This window comes from Nocardioides aquiterrae, from assembly GCF_039526625.1.
GTDB lineage: Bacteria > Actinomycetota > Actinomycetes > Propionibacteriales > Nocardioidaceae > Nocardioides > Nocardioides aquiterrae.
This window is the reverse complement of record NZ_BAAAJE010000030.1, coordinates 226,368-244,622: the sequence shown is the minus strand read 5'-3', so window position 1 is coordinate 244,622 and position 18,255 is coordinate 226,368. Positions and strand designations below refer to the sequence as shown.

16 protein-coding genes are annotated in these 18,255 nt (G+C 72.5%); 3 read left to right on the top strand and 13 right to left on the bottom strand.

The annotated features are described in order from the left end of the window. Positions 1 to 5: 5 nt before the first annotated feature. The 5 genes from rplS to rpsP form a co-directional block, all read right to left on the bottom strand. A complete protein-coding gene (rplS, locus tag ABD086_RS23540; RefSeq protein WP_343910791.1) occupies positions 6 to 356 on the bottom strand; it encodes a 50S ribosomal protein L19 in 351 nt (116 codons plus the stop codon). A 190-nt stretch (positions 357 to 546) separates the two neighbouring features. After that, entirely contained in the window at positions 547 to 1,710 is a 1,164-nt protein-coding gene (gene trmD / locus ABD086_RS23535) for a tRNA (guanosine(37)-N1)-methyltransferase TrmD (protein WP_343910789.1), read from the bottom strand. 5 nt (positions 1,711 to 1,715) lie between these two features. Further along, on the bottom strand, positions 1,716 to 2,264 hold the full coding sequence (gene rimM, locus ABD086_RS23530; RefSeq protein WP_343910787.1) for a ribosome maturation factor RimM: 549 nt from the start codon (positions 2,262 to 2,264) through the stop codon (positions 1,716 to 1,718). A gap of 90 nt (positions 2,265 to 2,354) precedes the next feature. After that, a complete protein-coding gene (locus tag ABD086_RS23525) occupies positions 2,355 to 2,597 on the bottom strand; it encodes an RNA-binding protein (protein ID WP_343910785.1) in 243 nt (80 codons plus the stop codon). Positions 2,598 to 2,602: 5 nt separating this feature from the next. Next, positions 2,603 to 3,142 carry a 30S ribosomal protein S16 gene (gene rpsP / locus ABD086_RS23520; RefSeq protein WP_343910783.1) on the bottom strand — a complete coding sequence of 180 codons (540 nt, stop codon included), beginning with the start codon at positions 3,140 to 3,142 and terminating at the stop codon, positions 2,603 to 2,605. A gap of 181 nt (positions 3,143 to 3,323) precedes the next feature. Between rpsP and ABD086_RS23515 the strand changes: the two genes are divergently transcribed. Both ABD086_RS23515 and ABD086_RS23510 read left to right on the top strand, forming a co-directional pair. Continuing rightward, positions 3,324 to 3,932, top strand: a complete 609-nt coding sequence (locus ABD086_RS23515) for a hypothetical protein (RefSeq protein WP_343910781.1) — start codon at positions 3,324 to 3,326, stop codon at positions 3,930 to 3,932. 30 nt (positions 3,933 to 3,962) lie between these two features. Beyond that, positions 3,963 to 4,874: a response regulator transcription factor gene (locus tag ABD086_RS23510; protein ID WP_343910779.1), complete on the top strand. Its 912-nt coding sequence runs from the start codon at positions 3,963 to 3,965 to the stop codon at positions 4,872 to 4,874. Between the two features lie 7 nt (positions 4,875 to 4,881). On the opposite strand, the gene ABD086_RS23505 is transcribed toward ABD086_RS23510, so the two are convergent. The 3 genes from ABD086_RS23505 to ABD086_RS23495 form a co-directional block, all read right to left on the bottom strand. Continuing rightward, the gene (locus ABD086_RS23505) at positions 4,882 to 5,955 is read right to left on the bottom strand and encodes an amidohydrolase family protein (RefSeq protein WP_343910777.1); all 1,074 of its coding nucleotides are present in this window, start codon (positions 5,953 to 5,955) and stop codon (positions 4,882 to 4,884) included. A 133-nt stretch (positions 5,956 to 6,088) separates the two neighbouring features. Further along, positions 6,089 to 8,887, bottom strand: a complete 2,799-nt coding sequence (locus tag ABD086_RS23500) for a cutinase family protein (protein ID WP_343910775.1) — start codon at positions 8,885 to 8,887, stop codon at positions 6,089 to 6,091. A gap of 150 nt (positions 8,888 to 9,037) precedes the next feature. Then, on the bottom strand, positions 9,038 to 10,993 hold the full coding sequence (locus tag ABD086_RS23495; protein ID WP_343910773.1) for a glycoside hydrolase family 3 protein: 1,956 nt from the start codon (positions 10,991 to 10,993) through the stop codon (positions 9,038 to 9,040). A gap of 137 nt (positions 10,994 to 11,130) precedes the next feature. Between ABD086_RS23495 and ABD086_RS23490 the strand changes: the two genes are divergently transcribed. Next, positions 11,131 to 12,285 carry an ROK family transcriptional regulator gene (locus ABD086_RS23490; protein WP_343910771.1) on the top strand — a complete coding sequence of 385 codons (1,155 nt, stop codon included), beginning with the start codon at positions 11,131 to 11,133 and terminating at the stop codon, positions 12,283 to 12,285. A 69-nt stretch (positions 12,286 to 12,354) separates the two neighbouring features. Here the strand turns inward: ABD086_RS23490 and ABD086_RS23485 are convergent, their stop codons facing one another. Genes ABD086_RS23485 through ABD086_RS23465 form a run of 5 tightly spaced genes read right to left on the bottom strand, consistent with a single transcriptional unit; the run spans position 12,355 to position 18,246 of the window. Continuing rightward, the gene (locus tag ABD086_RS23485) at positions 12,355 to 12,717 is read right to left on the bottom strand and encodes a hypothetical protein (RefSeq protein WP_343910769.1); all 363 of its coding nucleotides are present in this window, start codon (positions 12,715 to 12,717) and stop codon (positions 12,355 to 12,357) included. A 2-nt stretch (positions 12,718 to 12,719) separates the two neighbouring features. Next, the gene (gene ffh / locus ABD086_RS23480) at positions 12,720 to 14,279 is read right to left on the bottom strand and encodes a signal recognition particle protein (RefSeq protein ID WP_343910767.1); all 1,560 of its coding nucleotides are present in this window, start codon (positions 14,277 to 14,279) and stop codon (positions 12,720 to 12,722) included. 39 nt (positions 14,280 to 14,318) lie between these two features. Then, entirely contained in the window at positions 14,319 to 16,550 is a 2,232-nt protein-coding gene (locus ABD086_RS23475; protein ID WP_343910923.1) for a [protein-PII] uridylyltransferase, read from the bottom strand. Next, entirely contained in the window at positions 16,547 to 16,885 is a 339-nt protein-coding gene (locus ABD086_RS23470; protein WP_343910765.1) for a P-II family nitrogen regulator, read from the bottom strand. Before ABD086_RS23470 ends, ABD086_RS23475 begins: the two co-directional genes overlap by 4 nt. After that, positions 16,885 to 18,246 (bottom strand): ammonium transporter, encoded by a 1,362-nt coding sequence (locus tag ABD086_RS23465; protein WP_343910763.1) that lies wholly within the window; start codon positions 18,244 to 18,246, stop codon positions 16,885 to 16,887. The genes ABD086_RS23470 and ABD086_RS23465 overlap by 1 nt, the downstream gene beginning before the upstream one ends. Positions 18,247 to 18,255 lie beyond the last annotated feature (9 nt).

The following is an 18,255-nucleotide window of genomic DNA, read 5'->3' as shown; positions in this document are numbered from 1 at the left end:
AACCCTCAGGCCTCGCGGCGCTCCTTGATCTTGGCGGCCTTGCCGCGCAGGTTGCGCAGGTAGTACAGCTTCGCCCGGCGGACGTCACCGCGGGTGACGATCTCGATCTGCTCGAAGATCGGGGAGTTCAGCGGGAAGGTGCGCTCGACACCGACGCCGAAGGAGACCTTGCGGACGGTGAAGCTGCGGCCGATGCCGGAGCCCTGGACGCGGATGACCACGCCCTGGAAGACCTGGACGCGGGAGCGGTTTCCCTCGACGACCTTCACGTGGACCTTGACCGTGTCACCGGCGCGGAAGTCCGGGACGTCGGTGCGCTTGATCGCGTTGCCGAGGTCGGCGATGACGTTGCTCATTGTCTCTCCTCGCGAGTGCCACAGGTCAGCCGCGGTACAGGAACGGTTCTGTTGTGAGGTCCAGCTGGTGTGGCCGGCGGCGCCACGTTCCCCCTGTGGCAGGAAGTGGTGCGGACCCCTCGCGGACGAGTCCTGCGGGGCGATCCGTGTTTGGCCGGCTGGACCGAGGGTCAAGTCTGCCACAGCGAGGTCAGCGCGGAGAAATTCGCTTCTCCATCCGCACCGCGCCCGGGAACTCCTCGCCGCGCAGCCGGTAGCCCGCCTTCTTGTACATCCGCTGGTTCCGGGCGCTACCCGCGCCGGTGAAGAGGGCGTACGACGTCGCCGCCTCGGGAGCGAGCTCCTCCATCCGCCGCAGCAGGGTCCGGCCCAGCCCGCGCCCGGCGAGGTCCGGCGCGACCATGAGCCGCCCGATCTCCCACACCTCGCCGTCGAGCTGCCCGCGCACCGCGCCGACCAGCCGGCCCGCCGAGCGCGCGACCAGGACGGTGTCGCGGGCGATCCAGTCCCGCACGTCGTCGTACGTCTCGTGGAGGGCGGGGATCCGCACGTCCGGGTTGTCGTGCTGCTCCTGCACCCAGCAGGCCCGCTGGAGCACGTACAGCTCCCCCGCGTCCGACGGCCGCACCGGGCGGATCTCGACGTCGTCGAGCAGGACCGACGGGTGCACCAGATCGGGCCGCCGCTCCGCCGTACGCCGGACGGCCTGGTCGTGCCGCCAGGAGGCGATCGCGGCGTGGTCGCCCGAGAGCAGGACCGGCGGCACGTCGTGGCCGCGCCAGGTCGCGGGCTTGGTGTAGACGGGGTACTCCAGGAGCCTCGCCCCCGAGTCGGACAGGGTGTGGGACTCCTCGAGCAGCGACTCGGCGTTGCCCATGAACCCGGGCACCAGCCGCACCACCGCCTCGGTGATCGCGAGCGCGGCCACCTCTCCCCCGTTGAGCACGTAGTCGCCGAGCGAGATCTCGCGGACCTCGGCGCGGGTCGCGACGTCGTCGAGCACCCGCTGGTCGATGCCCTCGTAGCGACCGCAGGCGAACACGATCCGGTCGCGGGTGGCGAGCTCGCGGGCCACCGCCTGGGTGAACGGCTGCCCGGAGGGCGTCGTGAAGACGACCGTCGCGCCCTCGATCCCGAGCGCGTCGAACGCCTCGCCCCACGGCTCGGGCCGCATCACCATGCCCGCGCCGCCGCCGTACGGCGTGTCGTCGACGGTGCGGTGCCGGTCGTGCGTCCACTGCCGCAGGTCGTGGACGCGGACGTCGATCAGGCCCTTCTCCCGGGCCTTGCCCGCGAGCGACAGCTCGAGCGGGGCGAGGTAGTCGGGGAAGATCGTGACGACGTCGATGCGCATCGGACTCAGTCCTCGTCGGGCAGCGGCGTCACGAGCCCCGGCCGGTCGGCGATGACGACCCGGCCGCCGGGCACGTCGACCTCGGGCACCAACGCCTTCACGAACGGCACCAGCGCCTCGCGGCCCCCGGGCGTGCGGATCGTGAGCAGGTCCTGGGCGCCGCCGTGCACGAGTGCCGACACCTCGCCGAGCACCGTCCCGTCGACGTCGTACGCCGCGAGCCCGACGAGCTGGTGGTCGTAGTACTCGTCGGGGTCGTCGGGCGAGGCGTCGGCCGGGATCTCGGTGTGCAGCAGGATCCCCCGCGCGGCCTCGGCGGCGCTGCGGTCCGGGATCTCCTCGAACCTGACCAGCAGGACGGACTGGTGCCACTTGGTTCCGGCCACGGTGAGGGTGGTCAGCGGTGAGTGGGAGCCCCGGGGCGCCTCGGCACGCAGCACCGACCCGACCGCGAAGCGGCGGTCCGGCTCGTCCGTGCGGACGTCGACGGTCACGTCACCGCGCAGGCCGTGCGGCTTGCCGATCCGCCCGACGAGCACCTCGATGGTCTCCACTGGCTCCCTCTCCGGAAATGCGAACGGGTGCCGCCCTCGCGGGGCGGCACCCAATTCAAGCGCGATTCGAGCGCTGCGGCGCGAGCGCCCTCAGCGGCGCCGGTCCGTGTCGACGAAGTCGACCCGGGCCCCGCCGCGACCCGCGAGCGCTGAGATCACGGTGCGGAAGGCGGTCGCGGTGCGACCGCCCCGGCCGATCACCTTGCCGAGGTCGTCGGGGTGCACCCGGACCTCGAGGATCGAGCCGCGGCGCAGCTGCTTGTCCCGCACGCTCACGTCGTCGGGGTGGTCGACGACTCCGCGCACCAGGTGCTCGAGCGCCTCGGCGAGCATGGCGCTCAGTTGTCCGCCTCGGTCGGGTCGGACACCGGCTTCTCGGCGGCCTCCGCAGCCTCGGCCGCAGCCGTGGCGCCCTCCGGGGTCTCGTCGGCCGGGACCGGGGCCGGAGCCTCCTCGACCGGAGCCTCCTCGACCGTCTTCTCGGCGGTCTTCTTCGCGGCCGACTTCTTGGTCACGGCCTCGCCGGACGGCTCGGACTGCGCGTCCTTGAGCGCCTGGTTGAAGGCCTCGAGCTTGTCCGCCTTCGGAGCGGCGGTCTTCAGCGTGCCCTCGGTGCCGGTGTAGCCCTTGTGCTTCTGCCAGTCACCGGTGATCGTCAGGATCTTGACGACGGCGTCCGACGGCTGCGCGCCGACGCCGAGCCAGTACGCCGCCCGCTCGGAGACGACGTCGATGTACGACGGGTTCTCCTTGGGGTGGTACTTGCCGATCTCCTCGATCACGCGGCCGTCGCGCTTCTTGCGGGAGTCGACGACGACGATGCGGTACTGCGGCACCCGGACCTTGCCCAGGCGCTTCAAACGGATCTTGACGGCCACGGTTGTGGTGTCTCCTCGGAATTCGTGTGTGGGTGAAGGATCCTCACCAGGTGGGGAAAGCACCGGCCCGGACCTTCGATGGGCTCTGCGGCGTCCGGGTGAGAGGGTCCGGGCGCGCAGGACTCAGCGGCCAAGTCTGCCAGACGTCCCGGCCGGGGCCGAAATCGGGCAGAGTGGTCCCGTGAGCACCGCCCCGCCGCCCCCGGGACCCCCGGGGCCACCGTACGGGTACCAGCCGCCCTACCCGCCGAAGCCGCAGAAGTACCGCCCGAGCGGCTGGTGGTTCGCGCTCGGCACCGGGCTGGTCGTCCTCGCGATCGGGATCGGTCTCGGCGTCTTCGTCTGGCTGGTCGCGGCGTTCCTCGACTTCGACGCCTACGTCGACGCCGACGGCCGGCCGCACAACGTCACGGTCAGCACCGACGGCGAGCGGATGCTGTGGATGGACTCCACCGCGCAGTCCTGTCGGATCATCGACCGGGACAGCGGCGAGACGATCCCGCTGCACCGGGTCAGTGGCACCTTCTCCCGCTCCGACTCCCGGGGCGACTTCGAGGGGCTGCTGAAGTTCGACCCGGGCTCCGGCCACCTCGAGGTCACCTGCGTGCAGACCGACGGCAGCAGCTCCGGCGCCGTGCTGATCAGCGCGATGCCGCGGATCGGCAGCCTGGTGGTCGGCATCCTGGTCGCGATCGTCGTGCCCGGCGTCCTCGGACTGGCGGGCCTGGTGGTCATCCTGGTGACCGGCATCTTGTGGTCGACGCGCCAACCGCGGCCGAAGCGTGCGTGAGAGGGGCCGTCGGCTGGGATAATCGCCTGCGTGTCCGAACGTGCCGCCGGCCCCACGCCTGTCGCCCTCGTCATCGACGACGACGAGGACACCCTGGGCCTGCTCGAGATCGTGCTGACCGGCGCCGGGTTCCAGGTCGTCACCGCCTCGAACGGCCCGGACGGCCTGGCGCTGGCGCTGCGGCACCGCCCGGTGCTGGCGACCATCGACGTCACGATGCCGCAGATGGACGGCCTCGAGGTCACCCGCCGGGTCCGCGAGGCCACCGACACCTACATCGTCATCATCAGCGGCCGCTCCCAGGAGCAGGACGTCCTGGCCGGCTTCGACGCCGGCGCCGACGACTACATCCCCAAGCCCATCCGCCCCCGCGAGCTGCAGGCCCGGCTGGCCGCCGTGGCCCGGCGCCCGATCGCCTCCGTCACCGAGGGTCAGGCCACCGTCGCGTGGGCGCCGGCGGCGGCCGACCACGCCCGCGGGGCGTACCTGCAGCTGGTCGTCGCGGGTGAGCCGGTCGGCTTCCCCGAGGACGAGAGCCGCGCGGACGAGAGCCGCGAGGAGGACGGGCAGGACGGCCGGGACGGCATGCTCGAGCTCGGCATGCGCTTCGTCGGCAGCTGGATCGAGTTCAACGGGCTCCGCGTGAACCCCTCGCGCGACCTGCTCGTGGTCGACGACCGCCTGGTCGACACCTTCCCCGAGCAGATCAAGCTCGTCGAGACCATGCTGTACGCCGGCACCGTGACGCTCACGGCGCGCCAGCTGGCGCTGCGGTTCCGCGGCGAGACCGAGGCGACCGCGAGCCGGTCCGCCGTCGACGACCGGGCCTGGTTCGACGCGGCGATGGCCGAGCTGCTGACCCTGGTCGACGAGACCCCGCACTGGCCGCGCTGGTTCCGTGTCGGGAACGGCAAGCTGCAGCTCGTCGAGCCCCGGGACTGAGCCGCCCTCAGGCGACGACCCGACCGCGCAGCACCACGGCCGCGGGGCGGAGCAGCACCGAGAGATCCTCGAGCGGGTCGGCGTCGTAGACGACGAAGTCCGCGGGAGCGCCTTCGCCGAGGTCGGCGTTCCAGCCCAGCCACGCGCGCGCCCGCCACGACGCGGCGCCCAGCGCGTACTCGGGCGGCAGGCCCATGGCCGCCATCGCGATGACCTCGCCGGCGATGTTGCCGTGCCGCGTCACGCCACCACCGTCCGAGCCGGCGTACAGCGCGACCCCGGCCTCGTACGCCGCCATCAGCGTGTCCCGGCGGCGCACGAACAGGTCGGTCATCGTGCGGGTGTAGCCGGGGAACTTGCTGCGCGCCCCGGCGGCGTGCTCGGGGAACTTGTCGGTCTGCATCACCGTCGGCACCAGCGCGATGCCGCGTGCGGCCATCGTCTCGACCTGGTCGGGGTGCAGACCGGTGCCGTGCTCGACGCAGTCGATGCCGGCGTCGATGAGGCCCTGGAGCACCTCGTGGCCGAAGCAGTGCGCGGTGACCTTGGCGCCGTGCTCGTGCGCCACCCGGATCGCCTCGGCAAACGCCTCCGGCGGGAACGACGGCCGCAGGTCGCCGTCCTCCCGGGAGATCCAGTCCCCCACCAGCTTCACCCAGCCGTCGCCGCGCTGCGCCTCCCGGGCGACGTACTCCGGGAGCTCCGCGGGCTCGACCTCGTGGGCGTAGTTGCGGATGTAGCGCTTCGTCCGCGCGATGTGGCGGCCGGCCCGGATCAGCCGCGGCAGGTCGTCCCGGTCGTGGACCCAGGCGGTGTCGGCGGCCGAGCCGCAGTCGCGGATCAGCAGCGCCCCGGCGTCCCGGTCGGCCAGCGCCTGCTGCTCGGTGGCCTCGTCGGAGATCGCACCGTCGTCGTCCAGGCCGAGGTGGCAGTGCGCGTCGACCAGCCCGGGCACGATCCAGCCGTCCACGCCACCCTCGGCCCCGGGGACGGGGTCGAGGGTCACGCGGCCGTCGGCGACGTACAGCGTGCGGGGCTCGCCATCGGGCAGGACCGGACCGGAGAACCGATGCGCACTCATGATCGTGACCGTACCGACCCGCACAGGCGGAGGGTGAACACCTCCCCTGTCCCGATCTCGAAACGTGCGGAGCCGCGTGCGGCGACCTGGAAGTCGATCACCTGCGCCGACGCGCTCCCGCGCGCGTTGGACCTCACCGACCGACCGTGTTGCTCGCCCAGACGGCCCGGTTCGCTGCGTTGTAGAGGACGATGTTCCCGTCGCTCTGCATGACGAGACGATTCGCTCCTGAGCCCACGGTGTTCGTCGCCCACACCGCACCGCGGTCGCCGTACTGGACCAGGTTGCCGTCGCCCTGCACGACGACGTAGTTGCCGGTCCGGTTCGTCGCCCAGATGGCGCGGCCCGCCGAGTTGTACGCGACGAAGTTGCCATCGGTCTGCATGTGCAGGTTGTAGCGGCCGTCGGTCGAGCGCAGCCACTGGCCACGGTCGAGCTTCATGCCGGTCCGCATCGTGTCGCCGCAGATCGCCCACTCGCCCTCGGGGATGTTGTTGATGTACTCCCGCCACCGCACGGTCCGCGGCGCCATGCCACGGGTGTCTCGCAGGCAGTCCCGGTCGCCGTACGTCGAGACCCAGTGCCGGACGCCGCGTTGGTCCACGAAGTGGATGTCTCCCGAGGGGTGCTCGATGACCTTTCCCTTGAAGGTCTCGATGTCGAAGCACCAGTCCCAGCCGGTCTCCCGGTGGTTGGTGACGTACTGCCGCCAACGGGTGTTGACCACCGGCTTGCCCTGCCGCATCCGGCAGTCGTACGTGAACTCGTCCGGGATCCAGGTCCGGGTGTCGTCAGGGTGGATGTAGTGCGAGTCGCCGTCGGAGTGGCTGAGCACCTTGCCCCGGAAGATGGAAGGCTCGTAGCAGTAGTCCCAGCCGCCCTCCGTCACGTCGGACTCGTAGTTGCTGCGCCGGTAGCCCACGACCCTCGTGTTGCGCGCCATCCGGCAGTCCCACGTCGCGGAGTCGGGGACCCAGTGCCGTTGGTTGTCGTCACCCACGAAGAACGAGACGCCGTTCTCGGTGTTCCGCATGATCCGGTTCCGCACGACATCGATGTCGAAGCAGTTGTCCCAGCCACCCTCGGGGATCGCGGTGAAGTAGTTGTCGCGTCGGGCGTTCACGACCGAGACGCCCTGCTCCTCCGTGCGGCACATCCAGGTCAGCTCGTCCGGGATCCAGTGCCGCGCGGCGCCGTCGGAGTCGACCAGGTAGGCCGCCCCGGTTTCCTGGTGCCGGAGGATCCTGCCCTTGAAGACGTTCAGGTCGAAGCAGTTGTCCCACCCACCTTCGCCGATGACATTGATGTCGTCCCGGGTCACGTCGAGCATCGGGACACCGGCCGCCTGCCGGCACAACAGGGTCGCGTCGTCCGGCACCCAGTGTCGAAGGCCGTCCGCGGCGATGTAGTGGATGTCGCCCTCGGGGGCTCGGAGCATCTTGTACCGCGCCGTCGTCCCGTCGATGCAGTTGGCAGTGGCGGCGATCGGAAGCCGGTCGAGGTATGGCAGCACCACCACTCGGTCCTCCGGATAACCATGTGCCTTGAAGCAGTTCTGCATCGCGTCGGTCGGGATCGGGTGCTTCCTCCCGTCGCCATCGACGAACCAGCGGCCGCCCAGGGCCGTTGTCACAATCCGGTTCCTGAAGAACGCCGCGTCGAAGCAGCGGTCATCGCCGCCGTTGGTGAGCCGGTCTAGGTACTGGCTCCAGATGGTCGTCGTACCCGTGGCACCCCGCCCCGATCGGCAGAACGCGGTGGCGGTGTCGAGGATGCGGGTTCGACGACCGGTCCCGTCGACCCAGTAGGTGCTGTCCCTCCGGTAGCCACCGCTGTCGGCACCGATGTAAGTCACGATCCGGTCCGTGGCCGTCGACTGGTCGAAGCAGTACCACCAGCCCGCCTCGTCGGGGTACGTCCCGACCGAGGTCGACTGGTCCTGGGTAGTGACGACCGTACCGCGAGCGGTCTGACACCCCCACGTCATGCCGTCGGGGATCCAGCGGCGCGAACCGGCCGGATCGACCAGGTACGCCGTGCCGCCGGGATCGCGCAGGATCTGGAACGTCCGTGGGCGTTCCGGGCGCTCGATCGTGTTCGCCACCGCACGGGCGATCTGATCCAGACCCTCGTCGACGTCGTACGTGCCGTGCACAGAGATGGCGTGCCTGAACTCGCTGAGCCCGTCCGCCCCGAGGAAGTCACAGACGAGGTCACCGCTAGCACAGCGCTGGTAGACGAACGGGCGCACGCTCGCCGGGATCGGCGCCTGGCGCGTCACCGGCACCACCTCGGTCAGTCCCTGGCCCCCGCGGTCGGCGACATCGCGTCCGTAGATCTTGGCCGTCATGTCGGCGGCGCGGTCTCCGTCGGCGAAGAGGATGACGCCGTCGACGCGACCGAGAATGTCGGTCCTGCCCTTCCGCTCGAGCCGGACGAGCGCGCGGTGCATGACCATCGCGCCCTGGGAGTACCCGGACAGCACGATCCGCTCGGTGGGGCAGGCGGCCGCGCGTTGCTCCAGTCGATTGATTGCCGCGTCGACCCCGGACGACATGCCGGAGAGGTAGCTGTTCACGTTGCTGGCGTAGAGCTCCAGAGCCCGCGCCTTCCGCCCCGCCGCGATGAGAGCCAACTGCGTGGCGTTCGGGTAGAGCAGTTCGGTGCCGCGCGCCGGGTAGCCGGGACTCAGGAGAGGCTCTGACCCGAGCCAGTCGGCAGGGAGCTCGCGCGCCAGGAGGTTCCGCGCCCTGAGCACCTCCTTGCCGTAGCCCTCGCCCTCGACGGTCTTCTGGCCCGATCCCCGGGCACCGAGGAAGAACGCCGTTCGACACTCGTCGGCCGCGGATTGTGCGGGACCCAGCGGCAGTACGGCGGCGAGACAGGCCAAGAACAGGCCTGAGAACGCGAGCATGAGGGGCGTGCGCCGCATCGGTCGTCCTCTCCGGGGGCTGGCCGATCTAGCATCTCCGCCCGCGTCGCGTCCGGCAGCCGGTCGGGCCGATATCCCACGGCGGACTAGTCCGCGGGCACGACGAGGCCCCGGGCGCCAAGCGGCGCCCGAGGCCTCGGTCGGCTTCAGTCAGCGGTGGTGGCTGTGGCCGCGGGTGCGCAGCCCGAAGCCGTACGGGTAGAGCGGGTCGTACGTCGCGTCACCGACGTTGATCGGCTCCTGGTCGAGGCTGCGCGGCCAGGTCACCGGCAGCTTGCCGGTGAAGCTGCGCTTGCCGAAGAGCACGTCGGCGACGCCGGCACCCTCGCTGCCGGGCAGCCAGGACGCGACGAGCGCGTCGGTCCGCCGCAGCAGCGCCGGCGGGATGATCACCGGCCGCCCGGACACGACGAGCACCGTGCACGAGACCGTGCGCGCGCAGACCTTCGTCACGGCCTGCCGGTCGGCGTCGGAGAGCTCCATCGTCTGCGGCGGCCGCGGGACGCCGTTGTCGCCGGGGTCGTAGGCCCACCGCGGACCGCCGACGTCGCCGAAGCCCTCGGCGTACGGCGTCTCGCCGACCACGACCACGCCGACCGCCTTGCGCGGGACCGGCTTCGCGGCCGTCTCGCTGTAGACGACGTCGCCGTGCGACAGCTGCTCGATGCCGTCGAGGATCGTGGTGCCGGGGATCACGTTGGTGGAGCCGCCCTGCCAGGTCAGCGTCCAGCCGCCCGCCTGGTTGCCGATGTTGTCGGCGTTGGACCCGGCGACGTACACGTCGGCGCTCCGCTTCAGCGGCAGCGTGCGGTGCTGGTTGCGCAGCAGCACCTGGCTCTCCGCCGCCGCCCGGCGGGCGACCGCGTGGTGGGCCTTGCTGCCGATCTGGTCGATCTTCGACCGGTCGGTCATCGGGTGCTCGAACAGTCCGAGGTCGAACTTCGCGGTGAGGATCCGCGAGACCGCGTCGTCGATCCGGTCCTCGCTGACCGCGCCGCTCCCGACCAGCCCGGTGAGCGTGTCGATGAACTCGCGGTAGCCGGTGGCGCTGCCGGAGTACGGCTCCATGAACATGTCGACGCCCGCGTTCACGGCGGTCTCGACCTGGTCGGCGTACGTGCCCGGGAGCTGGCGGATGGCCTGCCAGTCCGAGATCACGAAGCCCTCGAAGCCCATCTCACCCTTGAGCACGTCGGTCAGCAGCTCGTGGTTGCCGTGCATCTTCACGGCGTCGTCGGTCGAGCCGCCGTTGAAGTCGGTGCTGGAGAACGACGGCATGACCGAGCCGACGTGGTGCTTCTGCACCGCCGGCCAGTACGGCGCGAGCGCCAGCCGGTCGAACTCCGCGCGGGTCACCCGGTCGATGCCCTGGTCGATGGGGTAGGCGCCCGTGCCGGCCTTGGACGCGTCGTAGGCGGTGAGGCCGTCGCCGGCGAAGTGCTTGGCGGTGGCGAGCACCTCGTGGCCGTGCTGGAGCCCGTCGATCTCCGTCTCCATCGACTCCACCAGCTTCGGGGTCTCGCCGAAGCTCTCGTAGGTGCGGCCCCACCGGTCGTCGCGGGCCACGCACACGCAGGGCGCGAAGACCCACTGCGGGCCGCTGGAACGGGTCTCCTCGGCCGTGATCCGCCCGATCCGCTCGACCAGCCCCGGGTCGCGGGTCGCGCCGAGGCCGATGTGGTGGGGGAAGACGGTCGCGCCGAGCAGGTTGCCGTGGCCGTGCACCGAGTCCACGCCGTACAGCAGCGGGATGCCGAGCGGCGTGGCCAGCGCCGCCTCCTGGAACGAGTCCACCATGTCGGCCCACGCCTCGGCGGTGTTCGGCGTCGGCACCGACCCACCGCCCGAGAGCAGGCTGCCGAGGCGGGCGTCGGTGATCTGCTGCGGGTCGGTGATGTCGGCCCGCTCGGCCTGGGTCATCTGGCCGATCTTCTCCGCCAGCGACATCCGGCTCAGCAGGTCGGCGACGCGGACGGAGGTGGGCTGGTGGGGGTCCTGGTACGGCGGCACCGCCGACGGCGGGCTGCCGGTCGCGGGTGCGGTGGGTTGGAGGAGGACGGCGGCGAGTGCACCGCCGGCCAGGCTGGCGAGGACAGCACGGAACATGGGGGCTCCTTGCCCGAGATCAAGAAGTGGTGCCGGTCACCGTAGGGACGGCGAAACCTCCGGGTCAATGCGGAAAGATCCCGCGACGGGCTTTCATTAGTGCGATTTCCGGACGAATCGGGCGTACGGTCGGAGCCATGCCCTCCCTGCCCCACGCGAGCTCCCTGGAACGGCTCCGCGAGAGCAACCGGCGCGCGATCACCTCGCTGCTGGCGGTCGAGGGCCCGATGAGCCGGGCGGACCTGGTCCGCGGCACCGGCCTCTCCCGCACCACCGTCTCGAGCCTGGTCGGGGAGCTGATCGGCACCGGCCAGGTGGTGGAGACCGCGGACCGCGGCCGCCCGCACAAGGGCGGCAGCGGCCGGCCACCGCTGCTGGTCGCGCTGGCCGCACCCACCGGCGGTGTGGCCGGCGTCGACATCGGCCACCGGCACGTGCGGGTCGCGGTCGCGGACCGGCGCGGGGTCGTCCTCGCCGAGCGGACCGAGCCCATGGACGTCGACGAGAACGGCGTCGCCGTGCTCGACCGCGCCGCCCGGCTCGTGGAGCAGATGGCGACCGAGACGCTGGCCGCCGTCGGGATGTGCGTGCCCGCTCCCCTCGACCGGCGCTCGGCGCGCGTGCGGACCGGGATCCTGCCGGGCTGGCGCGAGCTCTCGCCCGCCGAGGAGCTGCACCGGCGGCTCGGCGTCCCGGTCTTCGCCGACAACGACGCGAACCTGGGCGCGCTCGCCGAGCTCGGCCACGGCGCGGCGCGCGGCGCCACGGACGTCGTCTACGTCAAGGTGGCCAGCGGCCTGGGCGCCGGGATCGTCCTCGGCGGGCGGCTGCACCGGGGCGCGTCCGGCATCGCCGGGGAGCTCGGGCACGTGCAGGTCGGCGAGGACGGGCAGGTCTGCCGGTGCGGCAACCGCGGTTGCCTGGAGACCCTGGTCTCCGCCCCGCGACTGCTCGACCTGCTGCAGCCGGCGTACGACGAGCAGCTGTCGGTCGCGCGGGTCCTCGAGCTCGACGCCGCCGGGGACGCCGGCGTGCGCCGGGTGCTCTCCGACGCCGGCCGCGCGGTCGGCCGGGCCCTGGCCGACCTCTGCAACAACCTCAACCCCGAGCTCGTCGTCGTCGGCGGCTCCCTCGGCGCCTCGGCGTCGCTCGACGAGGCGATCCGCGGCTCGGTCGAGCGGTACGCCCAGCCCGACACCGCGGCCGCGCTGCGCGTGGTCCCCGGCTCGCTCGGCGACCGCGCCGAGGTCGTCGGCGCGGTGTCGCTGGCGATCGCGCGCGTGGCGGTCTGACGCATGTGACGCGGTGTCAGGAGCACTATGAGCCCGTTGCAGCGGGTTCCCAGTGGCGCCAACCCCGCGTTACAGCTGCTCGAGCAGCCAGCCCGGGCTCAGCGTCTGGGCCCCCACCCCGCCGACGCGGGCCTGGAGCATCCGGTCAGCGGTGACCACGACGGTCCGGCCGGACGCCGCCGCGCCCTGGGCCTGCTCGAGGATCGTGGCGTCGCCCTCGCCGGGGGCGTGGACGGTGCGCACGTGGCCGTCGCGGCCGGCCTTCACCCCGCCCTTGGCCTGGCCCTCGAGCACGAGCACCACGTCGTCGTACGGCAGGTCCGCGACCAGCAGCTGCTCGTGCAGGCGCCGGGCCGCGCCGGCGCGGTCCTTCCACCAGCCGTCCGGGCGGCTGCCGACCACGTTGGCCGCGTCGACGATCAGGGTGCTCATGGCTACTTGAGGAACTTCGAGAAGTCCTTCGGCAGGTTGAGCTGCGCCGCGGCCTTCTCGTAGTCCAGCTCCTCCGCGCCGTCCGGCTTGCCGAACGGGTTGGCACGCGCGGCGTCGGACCGCTGCTTCTCCGCCGCTGCCTGCTGGGCGGCCTTGGCGGGGTTGCCGGAGACGCGCTTGCCCTTCGCCTTCTTCTGCGCCTGCTTGGCCTTCGAGCGCTTGCCGCCCATCCCGGGCAGGCCCGGCATGCCCGGGATCCCGCCGCCCTGGGCGAGCGACATCATCATCTTCCGCGCCTCGAAGAACCGGTCGACGAGCTGGTTGACGTCGGAGACCTGGCGGCCGGAGCCGCGGGCGATCCGGGCCCGCCGGGAGCCGTCGATGAGCTTGGGGTTGGCCCGCTCCGCGGGGGTCATCGACTGGATGATCGCCTGGATCCGGTCGATCTCACGCTCGTCGAAGTTCTCGAGCTGGTCGCGGAACTGGCCCATCCCGGGCAGCATCCCCATGATCTTCGACATCGAGCCGAGCTTGCGGACCTGCTGCATCTGCTCGAGGAAGTCGTCGAGGGTGAAGTCGCCGCTCTGGAGCTTGCCGGCCGCCTTCGCGGCCTGCTCGGCGTCGAACGCCTTCTCCGCCTGCTCGATGAGCGTCATCACGTCGCCCATGTCGAGGATGCGCGAGGCCATCCGGTCGGGGTGGAACAGGTCGAAGTCGGTGAGCTTCTCGCCGGCCGACGCGAACATGACCGGCTTGCCGGTGATCGACGCGATCGACAGCGCCGCGCCGCCGCGGGCGTCGCCGTCGAGCTTGGTGAGGACGACGCCGTCGTACCCGACGCCGTCGAGGAACGCCTGCGCGGTCGTGACCGCGTCCTGGCCGATCATCGCGTCGACGACGAACAGGATCTCGTCGGGCTGGACGGCGTCGCGGATGTCCGCGGCCTGCTTCATCATCTCCGCGTCGACGCCGAGCCGGCCCGCGGTGTCCACGATGACGGTGTCGTGCAGGGTGCGCTTGGCCTCGTCGATCGAGGCGCGCGCCACCGCCACCGGGTCACCGACACCGTTGCCCGGCTCGGGCGCGAAGACGGGGACACCGGCGCGCTCGCCGTTCACCTGCAGCTGGTTGACGGCGTTCGGCCGCTGGAGGTCGGCGGCGACCAGCAGCGGCGTCCGGCCCTGCTCCTTGAGCCAGAGCGCGAGCTTGGCGGCGAGCGTGGTCTTGCCGGCGCCCTGGAGGCCGGCGAGCATGATCACGGTCGGGCCGGTCTTGGCGTACCGCAGGCGGCGGGTCTCGCCGCCGAGGATGGTGACGAGCTCCTCGTTGACGATCTTGACGACCTGCTGCGCGGGGTTCAGCGCCTGGCTGACCTCCTCGCCGCGGGCCCGCTCCTTGACGGCCGCGACGAACTCCTTGACGACGGGCAGCGCGACGTCCGCCTCGAGCAGCGCGATGCGGATCTCGCGCGCGGTGGCGTCGATGTCGGCCTCGGAGAGCCGGCCCTTCCCCCGGAGGTTCTTGAAGGTGTCGGCGAGCCGGTCGGAGAGTGTGGCGAACAAGAGCGTCCCTCAGCAGTCGTACGTGCGCGTCGGTCAAGACTAACCGGGGGGCGTCGCGGGCCCCGAAAGCGCGGCTCGTACGGCGTGCGCGGCCTCGGCCGCACGGGTGTCCGGGAGCGCGCCGGCGCCGGGCTCCTGCAGGTAGAACACGTCCACGGCCTGCGGGCCGAGCGTGTCCACGTGCGCCGAGCGCACGGCCACGTCGAGCCGGGCCAGCGCCGCGCACACGAGGTAGACCACCCCGGGCCGGTCCGCGGTCCGGACCTCCAGCACCGTGGCCTGGTCGGAGGCCTCGGGACGGACGACGACCGTCGGGTCGAGCACGCCCCCGTCGCCCGGGCGCAGCCGCCGGGCGGCGTCGAGGCGCCCCTCGACGACCCCGTCGTAGCGCTGCTTGAGCACGGCGGGGTCGAGCCCGGTCTCCCCCACCTCCCAGACGGACACGGCGTACTGCTCCTGCGCCCAGGCGCGCGCGGCGCGGACCGGGATGCGGGCCAGCGCGAAGGTCGCGGCCAGGTCGGCGAGCAGGCCCACCCGGTCGGGAGCGACCACGGTCACCCGCGAGCCGTCGCCCGCGGGCTCCGCCGCGAGCGAGATGCCGCCCGCGCGGACCGCCTTCGGCACCTCGACGTCCTCGGTGACGATGGACGGCAGCGCCGCGCCCGTGTCGAGCGCGACGCGGGACCGGCGCGCCAGGTCGCGGACCAGCCCGGAGCGCCACGACGACCAGGCCTTGGGCGCCGTCGCCCGGGCGTCGGCCTCGGTGAGCGCGAGCAGGAGGTCGAGCGCCTCGACCGATCCCAGCCGGGAGGCCACGAGGTCGACGGTGGCGGGGTCGTCGGGGTCCCGGGTGGTCGCGGTCTCCGCGAGCAGCAGGTGCCAGCGCACCAGGGTCGCGACCAGGTCGACGGCATCGGCGTCGAAGCCCATGCGCGTCGCGATCTCGCGGGCGATCGGCTCCCCCGCCACGCTGTGCTCGGTCAGGCCGCCCTTGCCGATGTCGTGGAGCAGGGCGGCGACCATGAGGACGTCGGGCCGGGCGACGTGGCGGATCAGCGCGGACGCCTCCACGCAGGTCTCGACCACGTGCCGGTCCACGGTGAAGCGGTGGATCGCGGAGGCGTGCGGCAGCAGCCGGATCCGCTCCCACTCGGGCAGCAGCGCCGGCAGCGCACCGGTCTCCTCGAGCGTCTCCCAGACCGCGCGGAGGCCGCGGCCGGAGGCGAGCAGGCGGACCAGCAGCCGCCGCGCCTCCGTCGGCCACGGGTGCGGCAGCGCCGCCGACTCGCGGGTCAGGCGGGCCGCGGTCGCCGGCGCCAGGACGACGTCGCGCTCGGCCGCCTCGGCGGCCGCGCGGAGCAGGAGCAGCGGATCGTCGGCCGGCCGCGCCCGCGCGTCGAGGACGACCTCGCCGGCGGACAGCGCGATCCCGGGGGCGAGCGGCTCCAGCTGGGGCCGCCGCGGCCCACGGAGCCGGGCGGGCTCGGCCAGCACGGCGTCCACGCGCCGCCAGGTCAGGTGCGAGAGGTGCGCGATTCGCCGCCCGAGCTCGCGGACGTACACCTGCGCGGCGCGGGCGTCGGTCAGGCCGAGCCGGTCGCCGACCTCGCTCCAGAGCTCGGGCGCGATCCGGTCGGTCCCGCGCCCGGCCGCCTCGTGGACGGCGTCGCGGACGTCGAGCAGCGCGAGCCGGCTGCGCTCCAGCTCGACGTGCGGGACGTCGACCAGCCAGGTCGCCACCAGCGCCTTGAGCACGGTCGCGTCGCGGATGCCGCCCTCGGCCTCCTTCACGTCGGGCACCGAGAGGTGGGCGAGCTCGCCGACCGTCTCGTGCCGGGCGCGGACCAGCTCACGCAACGCCGGCAACCGGTCGCGGGAGCCGCGCCGCCAGTGCGCGAGCATCGTGGTGCGCAGCCGCATCGTCAGCCCCGGGTCACCGGCCAGGTGGCGCACGTCGAGCAGCCCGAGCGCGACCTTGAGGTCGGCGTCGGCGGCGTCGACCATCTCGGCCATCGTGCGCACCGAGTGGTCCAGCTTCGTGCCCGAGTCCCAGAGCGGGTACCAGAGCTGCTGCGCCACCGCGCCGACGTCGACCCCGTCGTCGTGCACGAGCACCACGTCGAGGTCGGAGTACGGCGCCAGCTCGCCGCGGCCGTAGCCGCCCACGGCGACCAGCGCGGCGCCCGTGTCGGGCCCGCCGGCCTGCTCGTAGGCCGAGGCGCACAGAGCATCGGCCTCGGCGGTGCGCGCGGAGCGCTCGGCGCCGGTCAGATCGCTGCCCCGTCGCGCTCACCCGTGCGGACCCGCACCACGGTCTCGACGGGGGTCACCCACACCTTGCCGTCGCCGATCCGCCCGGTGCCCGCGCTGGACACGATCGCCGAGACGACCGCCTCGGCGTCCGCGTCGTCGACCACGATCTCGACGCGGACCTTCGGGACCAGGGCGATGTCGTACTCGGCGCCGCGGTAGACCTCGGTGTGCCCCTTCTGCCGGCCGTACCCGCTGACCTCGCTGATCGTCATCCCGGACACGCCGGCCGCCTCGAGCGCGGTGCGCGTGTCCTCCCACTTGTGCGGCTTGATGACCGCGGTGACCAGCTTCATCAGCGTGGCTCTCCCTCTCGTTGATCGTCGTGTTGGCGGGTGCTCGCACCCAGGGTCCCGTGTCCCCCGGACCGGGCGCCCGCGGTGGCGTGCAGGTCGTACGCCGTCTCGGCGTGCACCACCAGGTCGATGCCGGTGACCTCGTGCTCCTCGTGGATCCGGAAGCCCATGGTCTTGTCGACGACGATCCCGATGATCCCAGACACCACGAACGCGTAGGCGAGCACCGCTGCTGCGCCCAGCAGCTGCCGGCCCAGCTGGCCGACGCCCCCGCCGTACAGCAGGCCGTCGACGCCGGTGGGTGCGGCGGCGGTCGCGATCAGGCCGATGCCGAGGGTGCCGACGAGCCCACCGACCAGGTGGACGCCGACGACGTCGAGCGAGTCGTCGTACCCGAGGCGGTACTTCAGGCCGATCGCCCAGGCGCAGACGACGCCCGCGACGGCTCCCATCGCCAGGGCGCCCAGCGGGGAGAGCGAGCCGCACGACGGCGTGATCGCGACCAGCCCGGCGACCAGGCCGGAGGCGGCGCCCAGCGACGTGGCGTGCCCGTCGCGCACCCGCTCGAGGGCGAGCCAGCCGAGCGAGCCGGCCGCGCCCGCCACCAGCGTCGTGGTGAAGACGACGGCGGCCGCCTGCCCGGCACCGAGCGCCGAGCCCGCGTTGAAGCCGAACCAGCCGAACCACAGCAGGCCGGCGCCCAGCATCACCAGCGTCAGGTTGTGCGGGCGCATCGGGTCCTTGCCGAACCCGATCCGCCGGCCCAGCACCAGCGCGAGGGCGAGGCCCGAGGCGCCGGAGCAGATCTCGACCGCGGTGCCGCCGGCGTAGTCGACGAGGCCGACGTGGTTGACCAGCCAGCCGCCGGCGTGGCCCGGGCGGTCGAAGTCGAAGACCCAGTGCGCCACCGGGGCGTACACGAGGACGGTCCAGACGGCGACGAACACGATCCAGGCGCCGAACCGCGCCCGGTCGGCGATCGCGCCCGAGACCAGGGCGCCGGTCACGACACAGAACAGCCCCTGGAAGACGGCGAACAGGACGAGCGGCACCTGCGAGGCGCCGTTGCTGGCCTCGGAGAGGAGCTGGCCGAGGCCGGCGTACTGCCGCGGGTCGCCGAGCAGGCCGGCGCCCAGGTCGTCGCCGAAGGCCAGCGAGTAGCCGACGACCACCCACACGACCGTGATCACGGCGAGCGCGCCGAACGTCATCATCATCATGTTCAGCACGCTCTTGGAGCGGACCATCCCGCCGTAGAAGAGCGCCAGGCCGGGCGCCATCAGCAGGACCAGCCCCGAGGCGGCCAGCAACCAGGCGGTGTCACCGGTGTCGAGGGCAGAAGCGGCGGAGAGGGAGAGCACGGCGTCCAC

What these genes read in the sequence shown, in the direction of transcription:
- ABD086_RS23495 (WP_343910773.1), bottom strand. Translation starts at nt 10,993, where the DNA reads ATGTTCCGTGCTGTCCTCGCCAGCCTGGCCGGCGGTGCACTCGCCGCC.
- ABD086_RS23485 (WP_343910769.1), bottom strand. Translation starts at nt 12,717, where the DNA reads ATGAGCACCCTGATCGTCGACGCGGCCAACGTGGTCGGCAGCCGCCCG.
- ABD086_RS23525 (WP_343910785.1), bottom strand. Translation starts at nt 2,597, where the DNA reads ATGCTCGCCGAGGCGCTCGAGCACCTGGTGCGCGGAGTCGTCGACCAC.
- ABD086_RS23500 (WP_343910775.1), bottom strand. Translation starts at nt 8,887, where the DNA reads ATGCGGCGCACGCCCCTCATGCTCGCGTTCTCAGGCCTGTTCTTGGCC.
- ABD086_RS23470 (WP_343910765.1), bottom strand. Translation starts at nt 16,885, where the DNA reads ATGAAGCTGGTCACCGCGGTCATCAAGCCGCACAAGTGGGAGGACACG.
- rplS (WP_343910791.1), bottom strand. Translation starts at nt 356, where the DNA reads ATGAGCAACGTCATCGCCGACCTCGGCAACGCGATCAAGCGCACCGAC.
- ABD086_RS23505 (WP_343910777.1), bottom strand. Translation starts at nt 5,955, where the DNA reads ATGAGTGCGCATCGGTTCTCCGGTCCGGTCCTGCCCGATGGCGAGCCC.
- ABD086_RS23490 (WP_343910771.1), top strand. Translation starts at nt 11,131, where the DNA reads ATGCCCTCCCTGCCCCACGCGAGCTCCCTGGAACGGCTCCGCGAGAGC.
- trmD (WP_343910789.1), bottom strand. Translation starts at nt 1,710, where the DNA reads ATGCGCATCGACGTCGTCACGATCTTCCCCGACTACCTCGCCCCGCTC.